This window comes from Cruoricaptor ignavus, from assembly GCF_014961145.1.
GTDB lineage: Bacteria > Bacteroidota > Bacteroidia > Flavobacteriales > Weeksellaceae > Cruoricaptor > Cruoricaptor ignavus.
Genome location: NZ_CP063145.1, coordinates 1,212,786 through 1,230,489, shown reverse-complemented (window position 1 = coordinate 1,230,489; position 17,704 = coordinate 1,212,786). Strand labels below are relative to the sequence as shown.

Below are 17,704 nucleotides of genomic sequence, written 5' to 3'. Positions count from 1 at the left end.
GCAAAGATACGACTTGAGACACAAGATGCAAGAACTAGGAATCAAGACTCATCAATGGATCTCGCGACGCACCAAAACTCTTGATTCTTGGCTCTAAAATCTCCGTTCTAAAAATTAATTCTTCACCAGCAGCCGGAAGCCTTCGCCGTGCACATTGATGATTTCCAAGCCTTCATCGTCCTTCAGTAGCTTGCGCAGCTTGGCGATGTACACATCCATACTGCGCGCCGTGAAGTAGTTTTCCTTCTTCCAGATTTTCCGCAGCGCCAAATCCCTCGGCATAAAGTCGTTGCGGTGTATGCAGAGCAGCTTCAGCAGGTCGTTTTCCTTCGGGGAAAGCTTGTGTTCCTGGTCGTGCACCTTCAGCTGCCGCAGCACTGAATCGAAGTAAATGTTGCTGATTTTAAACTGCTCCTGCTCCTCGTTTTCCAATGTGGAACTTCGCTGCAGGATCGCCCGGATTTTGTACAGAAGTAGCTCAGTATCAAACGGTTTGGTAATGTAGTCGTCTGCCCCGATTTGGTAACCCTTCAGAATATCCTCCCGCATATTTTTCGCTGTGAGGAAGATGATCGGGGTGTTTTTGTCTATTTTTTTTACATCTTCCGCGAGGCTGAAGCCGTCTTTCTTCGGCATCATCACATCGAAAATGCACAGGTCGAATTCTCCGTCGGTAAATTCTTTTAGCCCCAGCTCGCCATCCGTAGCCAGGGTTACTTCAAAATTATTAATGCTTAGGTAGTCTTTCAGTACCGCGCCAAAGCTCTGGTCGTCCTCTACCAATAGTATTCTGTTCATATTCTTTGTTTTAAATTTTTGAGATTTGGTTGTAAATTTTACTGAAAAAGTATTACTATTTAATAATATGTCAATTATGAATCATAAATTCATCGGCAATTTTATTATAAACTTTGAGCCTTTTCCTTTTTGGGATTCCACTTCTATTTTACCATTGTGCAGCTCCACAATTTTTTTTACATAAGACAGCCCAAGCCCCTGGCCCTTCACATTGTGGATGTTGCCAGTCTCCTCCCGGAAGAATTTTTCAAAAATTTTATTCTTATTTTGAGGGTCAAGCCCAATGCCCTTATCCTGAATTTCGATCACATAGCAGTCCCCCTCGTTCCGTGTGCGTATGGTGATTTCCGGGTTTTCCGGAGAATATTTGTTGGCATTATCCAATAAATTTACCAGTACATTCGAGAGGTGCAGCTCGTCCACCCTGAAGAGGAATTTTTCCGCCTGAAAATACTTATTCAGCGCACCGCTTCTCTCGCGGAGGATCAGCTCAAAAGATGCACTCACATCCTCTATCAGTTTTCTTACATCCGTTTCTTTCAGGAAGAGCTTTACTTCGTTTCGTTCCAATTTGCTCATATTCAGCACATTATCTACCTGATTCTTCATCCTGAGGTTTTCCTGCTTTATGACCTGGGAGTAATATTTTACTTTCTCCGGATTGGTGGCGATTCTGTCATTCGCCAGCGAGTCGGTCGCGATGGAGATGGTCGCCAGCGGCGTCTTAAACTCGTGCGACATATTGTTGAGGAAGTCCGTCTTCACATCGGCAATTTTCTTCTGCTTCATCATATAATTGATGGAGGTGGCGTAGATGGCAAGGATGGTTATAAGCGAGAAGAAAGTACCCAGCAGCATAGGGTAGTAGCTCCTGATGAGCGAGAAATTTTTATTCGGGAATGCCACGGCAAGGGTGTAGAGCGGGCGGTCCTCCCGGTCGGTAAAGAGCGTACGCCGGTATGATTTTTTTTCCCCTTTTTTAAAATCCTCCGTGGCGATGGGCGTTACATTAAAATTTTTATCCAGCACGGCAAAGCTGAAGCCGGCAGAGATGCCTTTCTCCCTCAGTTCCCGGCTAATGACGCTGTCCAGCGTAGCTTTGCTCACACGCTTCTCTATCGGCACATTCTCGGCGTTCAGCTTTGCAAATTCCTTCAGGGTGTACTCCCCGGAGGCTATGGAGTTATTCAGATCAGTGGTAAGGGGCGCCGTGCTCCCGGGGGATTTCCGGATGCGCTCAATGCCCTCTTCATTCCACAGCTTGGTGATTTTCAGGCTGTCTCCCCGGGTGGAAAGCGGCATATCCTGCCTTTCGATGATGCTTTTCTGGAAGGTGAGCACCGTCTTCGATGCCGAGTCCTGCACCTGGTTCACGGCGATGAGGCTCGGCTGGCTGCTGTGTTCCTCTACGGTTTTGGCGAAATTTGGGTTAATGCCGTTCAGGTAGGTGTCGATTTCGATTTCATTCACCCGCTTTGCCGAATTCTCCATCGCGCCAGCCACCCTGCCGGAAAACTCCTTGTTCAGGGCGCTGTAGTACACCTTCAGCCAGCGAATCTGCAGCGTGACGAAGATAAGCAGCGAAACCGTCATAAGAACGGCAATCACGGGAATGAAACGCTTATTCATCCAGAAGTTTAGTTAAAGTGTTAAAATTTAATTTTTTAACAAATCTCTAACAAAAAATGCGCCGAATTTCTGCGCATTAATTTGGTTAGAAGTTGGTTTTAACATATTTGCCTAAATCATCCCAGCAACGATCTCTTCAGGGAATAGGTTTTCGTCGATAAAGTACTGGATCACAGCCTTTTTCATAAGGATCTGCTGTTCATTTGGCTTTAGTGCGGGCAGAGGCTTTTTTTCTGAAAAATGCGGGAAGCCATCCTGGTCATAATGCGAAAATTCATAATAGCCGAAGGGCTCCAGCAGGCGGCACACGGCGATGTGGAGGAGGTTCAGCTTATCATCCTTACTGAAAGCCTGCGGGCCGCTGCCCAGCTCCTGTACGCCGATGAGGAAAAGAATGGTGTCGAGCGAGGCGCTCTGCTCGGTGCCGAAATTCTCCCGGAAGAAGTCCTCAATCCATTCCCAAAGTTGCGCATCGCTCATTTTTTTGTAAGCTATTTTAATTTTTGTAAGACAAAGCCAACTCCGCGAGTTGGCTCAGAATGCATTGCTTGAAGTTTAAATTATTTATTCATGCTGCGGATATAGCGCTCTATTGCCATCGTCATGCTCGGGGTTTCCCGCGTGGGTGCCATTACATCTACCGTAAGGCCTTCCTCTTCTGCGAGCTTCTGCGTATTGGCGCCAAAGACGCCGATTTTTGTGCTGCCCTGCTCAAAGTCTTTAAAGTTATCCTTGAGTGAGCGGATGCCCTGCGGCGTGAAGAGGACTATCATATCATAATCCTTCACCCGGAGGTCGGAGAGGTCGGAATATACGGTGCGGTACATGATGGCGCGCGTCCAGTCGATGCCCGCCTTGTTCAGTGCCGCGGGGATATCCGGGCTCATCACATCGGAGGTGGGTATCAGGTACTTTTCGTCTGGGTATTTTTTGAAGAGCGGCAGCATATCCACCACGGTTTTCTCCCCGAAAGAGATTTTCCTTTTACGGTAAACGACATGCTTCTGAAGGTAATTGGCAATAGCCTCCGACTGGCATACATACCGCATAGAATCGGGCACGGCAAAGCGCATTTCCTCGGCGAGGCGGAAGTAATGGTCTACCGCGTTTTTGGATGTCATAATGACTCCCGTGTATTGCGAAAGATCGATTTTCTGTGTCCTCAGTTCCTTGGAATCTACGCCCTCGACCTGAATAAACGGACGGAAATCAAACTTTACTTTCTCCTTCTTTGCAATCTCCGCATAGGGCGAAGTCTCTCCTGGTGCGGGCTGCGATACCAGTATGGATTTGATCTTCATCAACGATTCTTTATTATTCTGTGTTTTTAGAGAAACAGCAGTTTCACGAGCGCTAAGGTAGGCGCCATTTGCAGGGTGCAAAGGTACAAAATTTTATAATACCACTGCCGAGGAAGTATGTGGAGAGGGTGCGCCAGGTAGAATATATTTTTGAAAATGAACACAATACAGGCGGCAGCGGCAGCGGCGCGGAAGAAAAGCAACCCATCTACCCCGCTGTAGTAGGCATAGAAGACGGCGGCCGCCAGCGGGAAGGCAAGCACGAAATAAAATTTCCCCGCCACGAAATAAAACCTCTCCCACCGCTCGCCGTTGCCCGTGGTGTAGTAAAGCAGCAGCGTGAGCAGCGCGCGCAGCGGGTAGAGTATCAGCAGCCCGGCAAATGCCAGACCAAATCTGCTCATCCCGAAACCAAAAAGATTTAGGCTCTCTGCCCACCTTGGCAGGCCGGGAAGCATTTTAGAAAGCAAGGCGGCAAGCAGCAGGGCGTCTGCTGCAGATACCAGCAGCCAACTTGGGAATATATTTGCCGCAGATGCGCGGTCCTGCAGCAGGAAATCCTTTACCGATGCATCCCTGTTGAAAATATTTAATGTAAAGGCAAGGGCACCCAGGCATCCGAAAACTAGGAAGAAAACCCAGTCGTGCTGTTCAGGAATTCTTGGCAAAATCAAATTTTTGCAAAAATAATAAAGTCCCCGGAGTGTTGGCGGGCAAATGTTTCCCAGCTATCGAAATTATACCAGGCTGTTTTTATCCGCATAGTTGAGTTTGAAGAAAATGGCGGTCATAATGGAAAAGGCAAGCAGCGAGCTCCCCCCATAGCTGAAGAACGGCAGCGGAATGCCCACGGTGGGGAAGAGGCCCATCACCATGGCGAGGTTGATGGAGAAGTGCATCAGCAGCACGCCAGCAAAGCAGTATCCGAAGACCCTGTTGAAAGTCGTTTTCTGATTCTCGGCAAGGTAATAAATTCTTCCTATAAAAAGGCTGTAGGCAAGTACCAGCAGCGAGCTGCCGAGGAAGCCCCACTCTTCGCCCACGGTGCAGAAGATGTAGTCAGTGCTCTGCTCCGGCACGAATTTCCCCTGCGTTACAGACCCCTCGCGGTAGCCTTTGCCGAACAACCCGCCCGAGCCGATCGCCGTTTTGGAATAGAGAAGGTTGTAACCCGATGTATCCCGGAATGCCCGCTCGCCTTTAAACAAAACCTCGATCCTCTCGCGCTGGTGCTTCGGAAGTTTTTCCAGAACAAAGGGCGAGGCAAACGAGAGCCCGGAAAGCAGCAAAATCCCGCCTGCTATGCCTGCTACGCTCAGCGCGTTCCAGTGGATCCTGCGGGAATTTAACAGTAGAATAATTCCTGCCGACACGACGATCCCCAATACAACATACAGCGGCACCACCGCTAGGGACAGCAGAAATACCGCTGCGAGAATGGCGATAAACCCAAAGAACCAGCCGCTCATTCCCTCGCGGTAGAGGGCGATGAAGTACGCCATAAAGACCAGCAGCGAGCCCACATCCGGGATCGCAAGCACTACCAATGCCGGCAGCCCGATGATGGCAAGCGCCACGAGGAGCGACCGTCTGTTTTTTATATTAAAATCCGGATTGCTTAGATAATTTGCTAGCATCAGCGCAGTGCCGATTTTTGCAAACTCAACTGGCTGAAGGCTCACCGGCCCGAATTTGTACCAGTTTTTCTGCCCCATCACCTCCTTCCCGAAAGGGAAGAGCCCTATCAGCAGTAGAACGCCGATGATGTAGATGATGCCCGAAAGATTTTCGAAAAATTTTGTCCTGGTTAAAAAAATTAAAAGGCCCACGAGCAGCGACACTCCGAACCATACCGCCTGCCGTGTGCCGCTGCCGGGATCTACGCTGTAGATGTTCAGGATGGCAAAGATGCAAAGCACGAAGTACAGCCCGAGGCCTAGCTTATCCAAACCCTGCGCCCACCTCATTTCTTTGCCTGTTTTTTTAGTGAATCTTTTTTCATCTGCGTAGCTTTTGCTGCGTCCTGCTTCTTTTTCAGCAGGTCTATGCTGTCCTGCTGCCGCTTCAGTGCTGCGGAGTCGGGCTTAGGTTCTACATACCAGCCCTTGCGCTTCAGCTCGGCGGTGTATTGCCGCTTGTATTCGGGCATAAAGCTGGCATTTACCATCTGCTTGTAAAGGTGCTCCCGCTTGATGGTCCCGGTGATGTATTTTTCAGCGATAAGGCTGGAGGCCGGGCCCGCCCAGGTGGCTCCGAAACCTGCGTGCTCCATCACGGCGGCTACCACTATTTTAGGATTTTCTGCCGGGGCTATCAGCACGAAAATAGAGTTGTCCTTGCCCTGCGGCACCTGCGCCGTTCCGGTTTTCGCTAGCTGCGTAAAGTCGTTGCTTTTCAGCCTTCTGGCGGTACCGCCGGTTACTACCTGCGCCATACCTTCCAGCACGGGATCGAAGTACTTCTCGTCCACCAGTACTTTATGTTTTACCTTAAATCTCGGGTCGGGGTTTGGTTTCCCGTCTATGGATTTCACGATATGCGGCGTGTAGTACCAGCCTTTGTTCGCTATGGCAGCCATCCCGTTGGCGAGCTGCAGCGGTGTTATCATAATATCGCCCTGCCCCATCCCGTTGAATACGGCACCAGTCGCCAGGGGGTCCCACTTCGCAGGATCTGCTTTGGAGCCGCTGGCTTTGTAGATGCGCGCCATTCTGTTTTCGTAAAACTCGCCACCGGGGATCCTGCCTTTCACGCCGGATGCCAGGTCATTATTCAGAAATACTCCGAAGCCAAAGCTGTTCATAATTTTCTGCCATTCATCCACGCCTTTGCTGGGATTGCCCGGGTATTTGTTCGTCATAGCCAGGAATGCGTAGGAGAAATAGCAGTTGCTGGAAACCCGTATTGCCGGCACCAGCGGGTCTGCGCCACCGTGGCCCTTGATTCTCAAACCTTTATAGTAAAAACCTCCGCCGCAGGGGAAGATGGTTTTATCCGTCATTACGCCCATCTGCATACCGGCGAGCGCGGTAAAGAGCTTGAAGGTAGAACCTGGCGGGTACGCAGCCTGCACGGATCGGTCGAAGGAGGGCTTGTTGTTGTAGAGCGTATCGTTCTGGATGCGGTAGAGGTTTTTGGTTTTTTCCGGCCCGGTAAAGAGGTTGGGGTCTATGTCCGGCCCGGTAGCCATTACCAGGATCTCCCCGTTGTTGGGGTCCAGGGCTACTATCGCTCCGTGCTTGTTCACCAGCATTTCCTGCGCCAGTTTCTGCAGGTCGTAGTCGATGGTAAGAGTTAAATCCTTCCCGGAAACCACCTCTCTGTCCAGCGCCCCGTTTTTATAGGGCCCGATGCTCCGCAGTTTTATATCTTTCTGAATGTAGTTCACGCCCTTCACGCCGCGGAGTTCTTTTTCGTAAGAGCGTTCCACGCCTTTCTTCCCGATGTTGTCGCCCGGCAGGTAGTAGAGGGAATCCCGCCTGATATCGGCATCGTTCACCTCGTTCGTGTAGCCGAGGAGGTTGCCGGAGGTGTTGATTTCATACTGGCGCTGCGGCCTCGGCACGATGCTGAACGCCGGGTATTTAAAGATGATCTCCTGGATGCGCGCGATGTCTTCCCGGCTGAGGTTTTTCGCGAAAGTCATCGGCGTGAGCTTCGAGTAATATTTTTCCTTTTTAATGTTTTCTATTCTGGTAATGAATTCCTGCTTGCTGATTTTTAGCAAATTACAGAAGCCAAGCGTATCAAAGTCCGGCATCATAAGAGCCTGCGTAAAGGACAATTCGTACGCTGGCTGGTTCCCCACGAGGATTTTGCCGTTGCGGTCGAAAATGATGCCGCGCTGCGGGATGATGTACTCCGCCTTGATGGAAGTGTTGGCGGCATTCAGCGCATAGCGGTCCGTAAATAGCTGCAGGTAGGCGAGCCTCGCAATGAAAATCACAGCGATGATGCCTATAGCGGTTATTATTTTCAGATACTGCTGATTCAAACCTTGCTAAACTTTTTGTTTAATTTTAAAAGCCAGGGCGTACAGCAGAATGCAGAAGAAAGAAATCGTGCTGGTAATGAGGATGTTTAGCAGAATTTCTAAAACCCGGCTTAGCTTGAAAAACTCCATAAACTGCACAAGGAACTGATGCAGGAATATGCTGCTGAAGATGAAGAAGAGAAACTGCGGCCACTGAAGCGACTGGAAGGAGAAGAAATCGCTCTCCGTGTCGGTAGAAGTCCTGAAAATCAGCGTGCGGAAGTAGGCGAGCGCGGTGGTGGCGAAGGCATTGATGCCCCAGGTGCCAAGGAAGGCATCTATGCTTAAGCCCAGCAGAAAGCTAAGTACGAGGAACTGATACCGGTTCCGGAAGAAGGGCCAGAACATCACGAACATTGGGTACATCACGGGGGTATATCTGCCGAAAAGCGTCACCCTGTTCAGCACAAAAATCTGCAGCGCCACCAGCACCACGATCTGTATGATGTCGGAATATAGCGTTTTACTGATCATCCTTTTTCATTGCCGCCTGCAGCGTATCCTGAATTTTCTGTACCTCTGTTTTCCGGAGGTTTTTCACCACATAAATTTTGCTGAGTTTCCCCATCTGCTCGGAGAGCTCCACAGAGATGTCCCAGAATCCGGTTTTGGTATCCACCTGGTAGCCAGCCACCCGCCCGATCATCACATTTTGTGGGAAGATGGCGGATTTCCCGTCAGTTACCACTGTGTCGCCGATGGCCAGCGGCACATATTTCGGGACATCTGCAAGGTGCATGATCCGCGAATTATCTCCCCGCCAGGTAAGGGTGCCAAAATACCCGGATTTCTTCAGCGACCCGTTGATTTTAATTTTATTCACGCTTAAAACCGACTGCACAAGGGCGTATTCGTTCGTGGTATTTACAACGATCCCGGCGATGCCCTGGGGAGCAATGACGCCCATCTGCGGCTTTACGCCATCCCGCCTGCCACGGTTTATGGTAAAATAATTATCCTGCCTGTTGATGCTGTTGTAAACGATTTCCCCATCCACAAAGGTATAAATCTGCCCGCCGCCCACGGTATCGTGCACCTTGCGGAACTGCGGGTTTCTGGAATAATCTTTCCCGTAGAGCTCCAGCATCAGCTGGCGGTTCTGGGCTACCAGCTGCTCATTAATCTGCTTAAGCTTCAGGTAGGAGGCGCCCTCGTCTATATAGCCCGACACGCGGGAGTTGAATGCGGCTGCCTGCGCCGCGATCCACGACCGCTGCATGGAATTCCGGCTGAACATCAGCACCAGGGCGATTATTTGCAGGAAAAAGAACAGCACGAAAAGTGCATTCTCCCTTAAAAATCTTAAAAGATATCCCACCCTGCGCTACCGTATTGCTATTTTATCAGGAAATTGAATTTATCCATATTCTTCAGCGCGATGCCCGTACCGCGCACCACCGCACGCAGCGGATCTTCGGAAACGAACACCGGCAGGCCGGTCTTGCGGTTCAGGCGGTCTGCCAGCCCGCGTAGCAGCGCGCCCCCGCCAGCGAGGTAGATGCCTGTTTTGTAGATGTCCGCCGCAAGCTCCGGTGGGGTGAGGGATAGGGTCTCCATCACGGAATCTTCGATGCGGATGATGGACTTATCCAGCGCGCGGGCGATTTCTTTGTAATTTACCATTATCTCCTTCGGCTTCCCGGTGATGAGGTCGCGCCCCTGTACGGGGATTTCGTCAATTTCTATGTCGAGCTCCTCCACTGCGGAGCCCACCTCTATTTTAATGCGTTCCGCGGTGCGGTCGCCCACATACAGGTTGTGGTGAGTGCGCATATAGTAGGCGATGTCGTTGGTAAAGGCATCTCCCGCGATTTTTACCGATTTATCACAGACGATACCCCCCAGCGCCACTACGGCGATCTCCGTAGTACCGCCGCCTATGTCGATGATCATATTGCCCTCCGGCTTCTGCACATCGATGCCGACGCCGATTGCCGCCGCCATCGGCTCGTAGATCAGCCTTACATCCTTAGCATTCACCTTCTGGGCGGAATCCCGTACGGCGCGCTTCTCTACCTCTGTAATGCCGGAGGGGATGCAGATCACTATGCGCAGCGCCGGCTGTATAAGCTTACCCTTGATCCCGGGTATGATTTTGATAAACTCCTTTATCATATGCTCCGACGCCTGGAAATCCGCAATCACCCCGTCCTTCAGTGGGCGGATGGTTTTAATATCCTCGTGCGTCTTGCCCTGCATATGCTTCGCCTGCTCGCCCACGGCGATGGGTTTGCCGCTGGAGCGCTCCACGGCTACTATGGAGGGCTGGTCGATTACAATTTTGTTGTTGTGTATTATAAGTGTGTTCGCGGTACCGAGATCTATGGCGATCTCCTGAGTGAACATATCAAAAAGTCCCATTTTTTGAAAGCGTTTAAGTTTACAAAGATATAAATTTGCCTTCATCATTTTCCTCCCCTTTTGGAATTTTGAGTGAAATTTTGATGAATTGCCCTCAGATTTGTCCAAGTGGTAGCAGCTTCCTTCCCGAAATACTCGGCCTTAAGCAAAAAAAATCAGTAAATTTGCAGTCATTTTTATGTCCGCTCCATCAAATACTTATCAGACTGCCAATTTTGTGGTGCTCAGCATCAGCTATGAAAAAGCCGATGCGGAGACACGCTCGAGATTTGCGTTTTTTGATCACCAGATAAAGGGCTTCGTAAAAAATATTCACGATAAGGATTTGGGCGATGCCTTTATCGTCTCTACCTGCAACCGCACGGAAATCTACACCACGACGCACAATTACCTGCTCATTGCTGAAGAATTCTGCAGGGCTACGGGTGTTTCTTTAATGGAGTTTATGCAGTATGTCACCGTCTACAGCCGGGAAGAGGCGCTGATGCATCTCTTCCGCGTAGCGGCGGGGCTGGAGAGCCAGATCATCGGGGATTTTGAAATCATCGGGCAGATAAAAAAGGCTTACTCAAGATTTAAAAAGGAAAAAAAATACTCCAATCCTTACCTTGAGCGCGCCATTAATCTGGCGATTCAAATTTCCAAGAAAATAAAGACCGAGACGGGCATTTCCACCGGAGCGGCTTCCGTATCCTATGCAGCGGTGCACTACATTCTGAATACCCAAAAGTGGCTTTCCGAAAGGAATATCCTGCTGCTGGGCGTAGGCGAAATAGGCAGGAATACAGTAGAAAACCTGCTGAAGCACATCCAAGAACCAAAGGTAAAAATTGCCAACCGCACGCAGGAAACAGCGGAAGAGATTTCCAGAAAGTTTGATATCCCCTTCATCCCTTTTGAAAATTTCACGAAGGAGCTTCTCGAGACGGACATCCTCATCGTAGCGACCGGTGCACAGGAACCTGTGGTGAAAATGCAGCACATCCCCGCCGGCAGGCCAATGCTTATCCTCGACCTCTCTATTCCCAACAATGTGGAGAAATCCGTGGGAATGCTGGAAGGTATTAGCCTCGTGGATGTGGATGCACTTTCGAAGCAGATCGGCGAGACGATGGAGCAACGCAAAAAGGAAGTTCCCAAGGCGGAAAATATCATCCGTGTGATGACCAAAGAGTTCCAGGAGTGGGAGAGACGCAGGAAAATGGCGCCAAAAATTCACGAATTTAAGGCAGTACTAAAGCGGATGGAAGATTTAGAAATGCACAACATCCACCGCAAGCACCGCTACATCAGCATAGAAGATATGGAGCTGAGCGACCGCCTGGTACAGAAACTTACGAACCGCTTCGCAAAGTACATCATAGATCACCCCTGGAAAGCGGAAGAGGTGAGCTCTCTGATGAAAGAAATTCTGGTGGAGCAGCCTAAAAATGAATTCAATGAAAAGCATTAGAATTGGCACAAGAAATTCACCCTTGGCACTTTGGCAGGCCAACGAGGCAGCGAGAAAGCTAAAGAGCTTAGGTGTTGATTGTCAGATAGTTCCGGTGCTGTCTTCTGGAGACAAGAATCTTTCTCAGCCGCTGTATTCGATGGGAATAACCGGCGTTTTCACGAGAGATTTGGACGCCGCTTTGCTGAGTGACGAGATTGATATCGCGGTGCATTCCCTTAAGGATGTGCCCACGATCTTGCCAGAAAATATTTCGCTATACGCATTTTTAGAGCGCGATTTTCCGCAGGATGTTTTGGTGAGAAATTCAAAATCTAAAGCGAAACCCATTGAAAACCTGAAAGTTGCAACGAGCAGTTTACGCCGCAGAGCATTTTGGCTGAAGGAATTTCCCAACACGGAATTTACCGACATCAGAGGAAATGTGCAGACGAGGTTACAGAAGATAGAGGACGGCTTGGCAGATGCCACGATTTTTTCCTTGGCAGGTCTGAAAAGATTGGCGCTAAACTTTGATTATGAACTTTTGCCTTTTATGCTGAACGCAGCTTCGCAAGGTGTGGTTACAATCGCTGGAAAAACTGATAATCAATGGATAAGCTCGATTTTAAACCAAATCAATCACGAAGAAACTGCACTTTGCGTCCAGGCTGAAAGGGAATTTTTGCAGACGATGGAAGGCGGTTGCACAGCGCCAATAGGTGCCTTTGCCGAAATTGAAAACGGAAAGATGAGACTTGTGGGAAGGCTATGCTCAATCGATGGGAAAGACTGTATTGAAACAGATGAAATCACTGATATTCAATTTGTTACAGGCTTTGGAAGCAGGTTGGCGCAGAAAGTTTTGGAGAACGGAGGAAAGGAAATAATGGATGCCCTGCGGAAAATGAATGTGGGAAGCTGATGGAGATTTTATTTACAAAATTAACCGAGAGAAAGAAGATTTCCGAAGTGCTGAACGGCAACTGCCGCTTTGATTTCGTGGAGGTAATTTCGGCAAAACATCTGGAGGTGGAGCCGTTTGACCTGAAGAGTAAGTCGCTGATTTTCACGAGCATAAATGGAGTGGAATCTTTTTTCGCCAATGGTTTCAAACCGAAGGCCGATTTCACGAAGGAGAATTTTAACAAGATTTACGCCGTTGGGAAAAAGACGAAAAAAGAGCTGCGAAAGCACGGCTACGAAACCTTCAAGGTGAAGAAGCACGCACAGGAACTGGCGGAATTTATCACGGCAAATTCTGCGGGAGAAAAATTCCTGCACTTCTGCGGAAATTTAGCGCTGGATGTGCTGGATGCAACGCTGCCGCTGCAGAACATCTGGTATAAAAAGGTGGTGGTATACAACACGATTTTGCTTTACCCGAAGGTTGAAAAGCCATTTGATGCGGTGGTATTTTTCAGTCCGAGCGGCGTGAGAAGCTTTGTAGAAAAAAATACGCTGGAAGGGAAAAAAATATTTTCCATAGGCTACACCACCGAAAAAGAAATTAGAAAACACACTGATTCTCAAATATTTACAAGCACGGAAAGCAACATTGATGATTTACTTTCCCTGATTAAAAAAGAATGCTGCGGCAAGAAGGCAGCGAAATAATTATGATGAAAAACGACCTTTATCTTCGTGCTTTGCGCGGCGAAACCGTGGAAAGACCGCCGGTTTGGATGATGCGGCAAGCCGGGCGCTATCTACCTGAATTTATGGCACTTAGGGAGAAATATGACTTCTTCACGAGATGCCAAACGCCAGAGTTGGCAGCGGAAATTACCGTGCAGCCTTTGCGCAGGTTTCCGCTGGATGCCGCTATTTTATTCTCGGATATTCTGGTGGTTCCGCAGGCTATGGGCATCGATTTCAAGATGAAGGAATCCGTAGGACCTTGGCTTGAAAACCCGATAAGAACGGCAGAACAAGTGCAGCAAATACAAGTGCCGGATGTGGACGAAACTTTAGGCTATGTACTTGATGCTGTGGAATTTACGCTGGAGAAACTCAACGGTGCCGTTCCTCTGATTGGCTTTGCCGGTTCACCGTGGACCATCCTTTGCTATTGCGTAGAAGGCAAGGGCTCTAAGGCTTTTGATTTGGCCAAAAAATTCTGCTACACCGAGCCTGAAGCCGCGCATTTACTTTTACAGAAAATCACCGATACCACGATAGCCTACCTGAAACGCAAAGTGGAAAAAGGCGTTTCGGCAGTGCAGATTTTCGATTCCTGGGGAGGTATGCTTTCGCCGGAAGATTACCGCGAATTTTCCTGGCAGTACATCAACCAAATCGTGGAAGCGCTCAGCGAAGTAACGAAGGTTGTAGTTTTCGGGAAGGGCTGCTGGTTTGCGCTGGAAGAAATGGCGCACAGCAAGGCTTCAGCACTTGGCGTGGACTGGACGATAACGCCGGAAAACGCGCGGAAATTTAGCGGAAACCAAATTACGCTTCAGGGAAATTTCGACCCTGCGAGATTGCATTCTTCGCCGGAAACCATACGGAAGATGGTGCACGAGATGATAAGGCGTTTCGGCAAAGACCGCTACATCGTGAACCTTGGGCACGGCATCCTGCCGAACATTCCGGTGGAAAATGCGGAGGCCTTCGTAAAGGCAGTGGTGGAATGGCGGCCGGAATAGCGCGGCAAAATTTCCTATTTTTGTAATCCAATGCTGGTAAAGGATGAACTACAAAATATCATTTCAGGAGATGAACAGGCTTGCGGCGGAAGTGTTCTCAAAAGAGCGCAAATTTACCTTGGAGGAAATGAGGGAGCAGGTGCAAAACATAAAGTGCAGAAGCCAATCAAAAGTGAAGAAAAAAAGCTGCTGCGAAAATTCTGTGAAGAAAACGGACTGATTTTTAACAGAGAAGATTTAAACCTAAATTATCTTTCCGAAGGCGCAGAGCAGAAAGTTTACCGATTTGGAAATTCAAAAGTTGTTAAATTTAATGATGGTATTTTCTACGAATTCTGGCTGGACTACCTGAACAGCCTGCTGATTCATAATTACTTCTTCCCTTTAACCGCCTATGAATTATTGGGTTTTGAATTTTTTGATGATAAAATTTATTCCGTAGTGCTCCAATCATTTGTAAAGGAAACCGAACCTGTGAATCTTGAAATTGTAAATGATTTTTTGGAGCACAACAGTTTCAGAAAAATACGAAATCAGGATTTTATTAATGAAGATTTAGGGCTCATTTTAGAAGACATACACGATGAGAATGTGATATTTGAGAATGGAATTCCATTTTTCATCGACACCGTTTTTTACCTCACTGAAAATTTCTACCAAAAGTAAATGGCAAAATCCCGTAAGGAAACACCGCTGATGACGCAGTACAACAGCATTAAGGCGAAATATCCTGATGCGCTGCTGCTTTTCCGCGTGGGCGATTTCTACGAAACCTTCGGGCAGGATGCCGTGAAAACATCCCAAATCCTGGGCATCGTACTTACCAAGAGAAACAACGGCGATTCTCATACGGAGCTTGCCGGTTTCCCGCATCATTCGCTGGATTCTTATTTGCCGAAGCTTGTTCGGGCAGGGCTTCGCGTGGCAATCTGCGATCAGCTGGAAGACCCGAAAACTGTGAAGGGCATCGTAAAGCGCGGCGTAACCGAACTCGTGACACCGGGCGTAACCTTCAACGATCAGGTGCTGAATTCCCGAAAGAATAATTTCCTGCTCTCGCTGCATCAGGAAAAAGGAAAATACGGCATAGCGCTGGTCGATATTTCCACCGGAGAATTCCTGGTGGCAGAAGGCAATTTGGAGAAACTGCTGCACATCCTGCACACCTTCAATCCCGCCGAAATCATCCACCAAAGAAGCGTGCCCATCCCTGAACAGCTGAAGACCCGCAGCATTTTCAAGCTAGAAGACTGGGCGTTTCAGTACCCCTATGCCTACGAAAAACTCACGGCGCACTTCAAAACCATCTCGCTGAAAGGCTTCGGTATAGAGCAATTTCCGCTGGCCATCACAGCAGCAGGCGCCATTTTCGCTTACCTAGTTGAGAGTACGCATCACTCTTTGCTTCAGCACATTACGAAGATTCAGCTGATTCCGCAGGACGATTTCCTGATGCTGGACGGCTTTACGCTTCGCAATCTGGAAATCCTGCAGCCCAATCATCCGGACGGAAAATCTCTGCTGGACATTATCGACAAAACTTCAACGCCAATGGCCGCAAGGCTTTTGCGAAGAAGGCTGATGTTGCCACTGAAATCTGTGAACGAAATTAACCGGAGGCTAAACCTGGTGGAGTTTTTCAGCAGGGAGGAGCAGCTGCGTTTCGAGATTTCAGAATTGCTGAAAAGCATTTCTGATCTGGAAAGGTTAATTGGGAAATTAGCATCAGAAAAAATCTCGCCGAAAGAGCTGGGCTACCTTCGCTCAAGTTTAGTTAGTGTACAGAAAATCAGGGAGTTACTTCGTCGTTTTCACGATATACCTGCCTGGATTGAGCCGCTGCACGATTTATCGGAAATCATCACATTTCTGCAAAACAATCTGCAGGAAGAATTGCCAGTAAATTTGGCGAAAGGCAATGTGGTAAGGGAGGGTGTGGATGATGAGCTGGATGCGCTGCGAAACCTGCAGCAGAACGGGAAAAACTACCTGGAGGAAATGTGTGCCAGGGAAACAGAGCGCACCGGAATTGCATCGCTGAAAATAGATTTCAACAATGTTTTCGGCTACTACATCGAAGTGCGAAACACGCATAAAGACAAGGTGCCGCAGGATTGGGTGCGGAAGCAGACTTTGGTGAATGCCGAGCGCTACATCACCGAAGAACTGAAAAATTATGAAACGCAGATCCTTGGTGCGGAAGAAAAAATTTCGGCGCTGGAATATTCGCTTTACCGGAAAATCTGTGCGCAGGTTCTGGAATTCATGGATGAAATTCAGCAAAATTCCGCCATTATCGCTCAGATTGATGTAGCTTTAGGTTTTAGCTTAATAGCTGATAATCAAGGATATACAAGACCGATTCTGAACGAAGGCTTTGCGATTGAACTGCAGGAGGCAAGGCATCCCATCATAGAAAATTCTCTACCGCTTGGCGAGAAATACATTCCGAATGATATTTTTCTGGACAATGAAACGCAGCAAATTCTGATGGTAACCGGACCGAATATGGCGGGAAAATCGGCGATACTTCGGCAAACGGCGATTGTTTGCCTACTCGCTCAGATTGGCAGTTTCGTTCCGGCAAAGCACGCAGAAATCGGCATTCTGGATAGGGTTTTCACGAGAGTTGGCGCTTCGGACAATATTTCAGCCGGCGAATCCACTTTTATGGTGGAAATGAACGAGGCGGCGAATATCCTGAATAATGTGACCGAGCGCAGCCTGATTCTGCTGGATGAAATAGGGCGCGGAACTTCCACTTATGACGGGGTTTCCATAGCCTGGGCGATTGCCGAATTTCTGCACGGGCACGCTACACGACCGAAAACGCTTTTCGCCACGCATTACCACGAATTGAACGAAATGGCGCTGACTTTCGGGCGAATTAAAAATTTCCACATCGCGATTCAGGAAAACAAGGACAGCGTGATTTTTATGCGGAAACTTCTGCCCGGCGGAAGCGAGCACAGCTTCGGAATTTATGTGGCGAAGCTTGCCGGGATGCCTGCCAAGGTGGTGAGCCGCGCACAGGAAATCCTGAAAATCCTGGAGGCGAGCCGCAGCGCAGAAAGCACCGACAAAATAAAGCGCGTAACGGAAAAAAACCTGCAGCTGTCCTTCTTTCAGCTGGATGACCCTGTGCTAGAAAACATCCGCGAAGAACTCACGAAAATCGACATCAACACCCTCACACCCATCGAAGCGCTGATGAAGCTGAACGCGATAAAGAAAATGATCGGCGGGTGATTATTTTACAAAAATCCGGCAGAATTCCGCCGGATTTTATTTATCGAGTTTAAAACTTTGAATTCTTTGGCGTGCCCCTAAGTTTCGCTAAGGCGCGAAACTTAGGGTCGGTCTGCAGCCACTCGCTTTGCTGCGCTTCGCAAGAGCTCAAACAATGGCTTCCGCCCTCACGCAAAAACCGCAAGCCCGCAGCCTTAAACTGTAAACTATACTTTTAGCCTTGAACTTGAAACTTGTATCTAATTCTTGTGTC

At 48.7% G+C, this 17,704-nt stretch carries 16 protein-coding genes; 6 read left to right on the top strand and 10 right to left on the bottom strand.

The features are described 5' to 3' along the window. Positions 1–114 precede the first annotated feature (114 nt). From IMZ16_RS06015 to IMZ16_RS05970, 10 genes are all read right to left on the bottom strand, one after another. Positions 115–798 (bottom strand): response regulator transcription factor, encoded by a 684-nt coding sequence (locus IMZ16_RS06015; RefSeq protein WP_073177846.1) that lies wholly within the window; start codon positions 796–798, stop codon positions 115–117. A gap of 81 nt (positions 799–879) precedes the next feature. Continuing rightward, a complete protein-coding gene (locus tag IMZ16_RS06010) occupies positions 880–2,427 on the bottom strand; it encodes a sensor histidine kinase (RefSeq protein WP_073177845.1) in 1,548 nt (515 codons plus the stop codon). A 111-nt stretch (positions 2,428–2,538) separates the two neighbouring features. Further along, positions 2,539–2,907 (bottom strand): hypothetical protein, encoded by a 369-nt coding sequence (locus IMZ16_RS06005; protein WP_193439281.1) that lies wholly within the window; start codon positions 2,905–2,907, stop codon positions 2,539–2,541. Positions 2,908–2,987: 80 nt separating this feature from the next. Next, positions 2,988–3,728 carry a uroporphyrinogen-III synthase gene (locus IMZ16_RS06000; protein WP_073177841.1) on the bottom strand — a complete coding sequence of 247 codons (741 nt, stop codon included), beginning with the start codon at positions 3,726–3,728 and terminating at the stop codon, positions 2,988–2,990. 26 nt (positions 3,729–3,754) lie between these two features. Next, complete coding sequence (locus tag IMZ16_RS05995; protein WP_193439280.1) at positions 3,755–4,402, bottom strand: DUF4271 domain-containing protein; 648 nt, start codon at positions 4,400–4,402, stop codon at positions 3,755–3,757. A 63-nt stretch (positions 4,403–4,465) separates the two neighbouring features. Next, a complete protein-coding gene (gene rodA / locus IMZ16_RS05990; protein WP_193439279.1) occupies positions 4,466–5,695 on the bottom strand; it encodes a rod shape-determining protein RodA in 1,230 nt (409 codons plus the stop codon). Further along, the gene (locus IMZ16_RS05985; protein ID WP_193439278.1) at positions 5,692–7,722 is read right to left on the bottom strand and encodes a peptidoglycan D,D-transpeptidase FtsI family protein; all 2,031 of its coding nucleotides are present in this window, start codon (positions 7,720–7,722) and stop codon (positions 5,692–5,694) included. Before IMZ16_RS05985 ends, rodA begins: the two co-directional genes overlap by 4 nt. A gap of 6 nt (positions 7,723–7,728) precedes the next feature. Further along, a complete protein-coding gene (gene mreD, locus IMZ16_RS05980) occupies positions 7,729–8,235 on the bottom strand; it encodes a rod shape-determining protein MreD (protein WP_193439277.1) in 507 nt (168 codons plus the stop codon). After that, entirely contained in the window at positions 8,225–9,079 is an 855-nt protein-coding gene (gene mreC / locus IMZ16_RS05975; RefSeq protein WP_193439276.1) for a rod shape-determining protein MreC, read from the bottom strand. Before mreC ends, mreD begins: the two co-directional genes overlap by 11 nt. Positions 9,080–9,096: 17 nt before the next feature. Continuing rightward, a complete protein-coding gene (locus IMZ16_RS05970; protein WP_073177832.1) occupies positions 9,097–10,122 on the bottom strand; it encodes a rod shape-determining protein in 1,026 nt (341 codons plus the stop codon). Positions 10,123–10,300: 178 nt separating this feature from the next. Here IMZ16_RS05970 and hemA point away from each other — a divergent pair, with 178 nt between their 5' ends. The 6 genes from hemA to mutS are packed head-to-tail and all read left to right on the top strand — an operon-like array spanning position 10,301 to position 17,451. Further along, the gene (gene hemA, locus IMZ16_RS05965) at positions 10,301–11,575 is read left to right on the top strand and encodes a glutamyl-tRNA reductase (protein WP_193439275.1); all 1,275 of its coding nucleotides are present in this window, start codon (positions 10,301–10,303) and stop codon (positions 11,573–11,575) included. Next, positions 11,553–12,479, top strand: coding sequence for a hydroxymethylbilane synthase (gene hemC, locus IMZ16_RS05960; protein ID WP_394368268.1), 927 nt, complete (start codon positions 11,553–11,555; stop codon positions 12,477–12,479). Before hemA ends, hemC begins: the two co-directional genes overlap by 23 nt. Continuing rightward, entirely contained in the window at positions 12,479–13,171 is a 693-nt protein-coding gene (locus tag IMZ16_RS05955; protein WP_193439273.1) for a uroporphyrinogen-III synthase, read from the top strand. Before hemC ends, IMZ16_RS05955 begins: the two co-directional genes overlap by 1 nt. A 2-nt stretch (positions 13,172–13,173) precedes the next feature. Then, a complete protein-coding gene (gene hemE / locus IMZ16_RS05950; protein WP_193440811.1) occupies positions 13,174–14,202 on the top strand; it encodes a uroporphyrinogen decarboxylase in 1,029 nt (342 codons plus the stop codon). A 30-nt stretch (positions 14,203–14,232) separates the two neighbouring features. Then, positions 14,233–14,868: a putative polyvalent protein kinase domain-containing protein gene (locus IMZ16_RS05945; protein ID WP_193439272.1), complete on the top strand. Its 636-nt coding sequence runs from the start codon at positions 14,233–14,235 to the stop codon at positions 14,866–14,868. Continuing rightward, a complete protein-coding gene (gene mutS, locus IMZ16_RS05940) occupies positions 14,869–17,451 on the top strand; it encodes a DNA mismatch repair protein MutS (protein WP_193439271.1) in 2,583 nt (860 codons plus the stop codon). Positions 17,452–17,704: the final 253 nt, after the last annotated feature.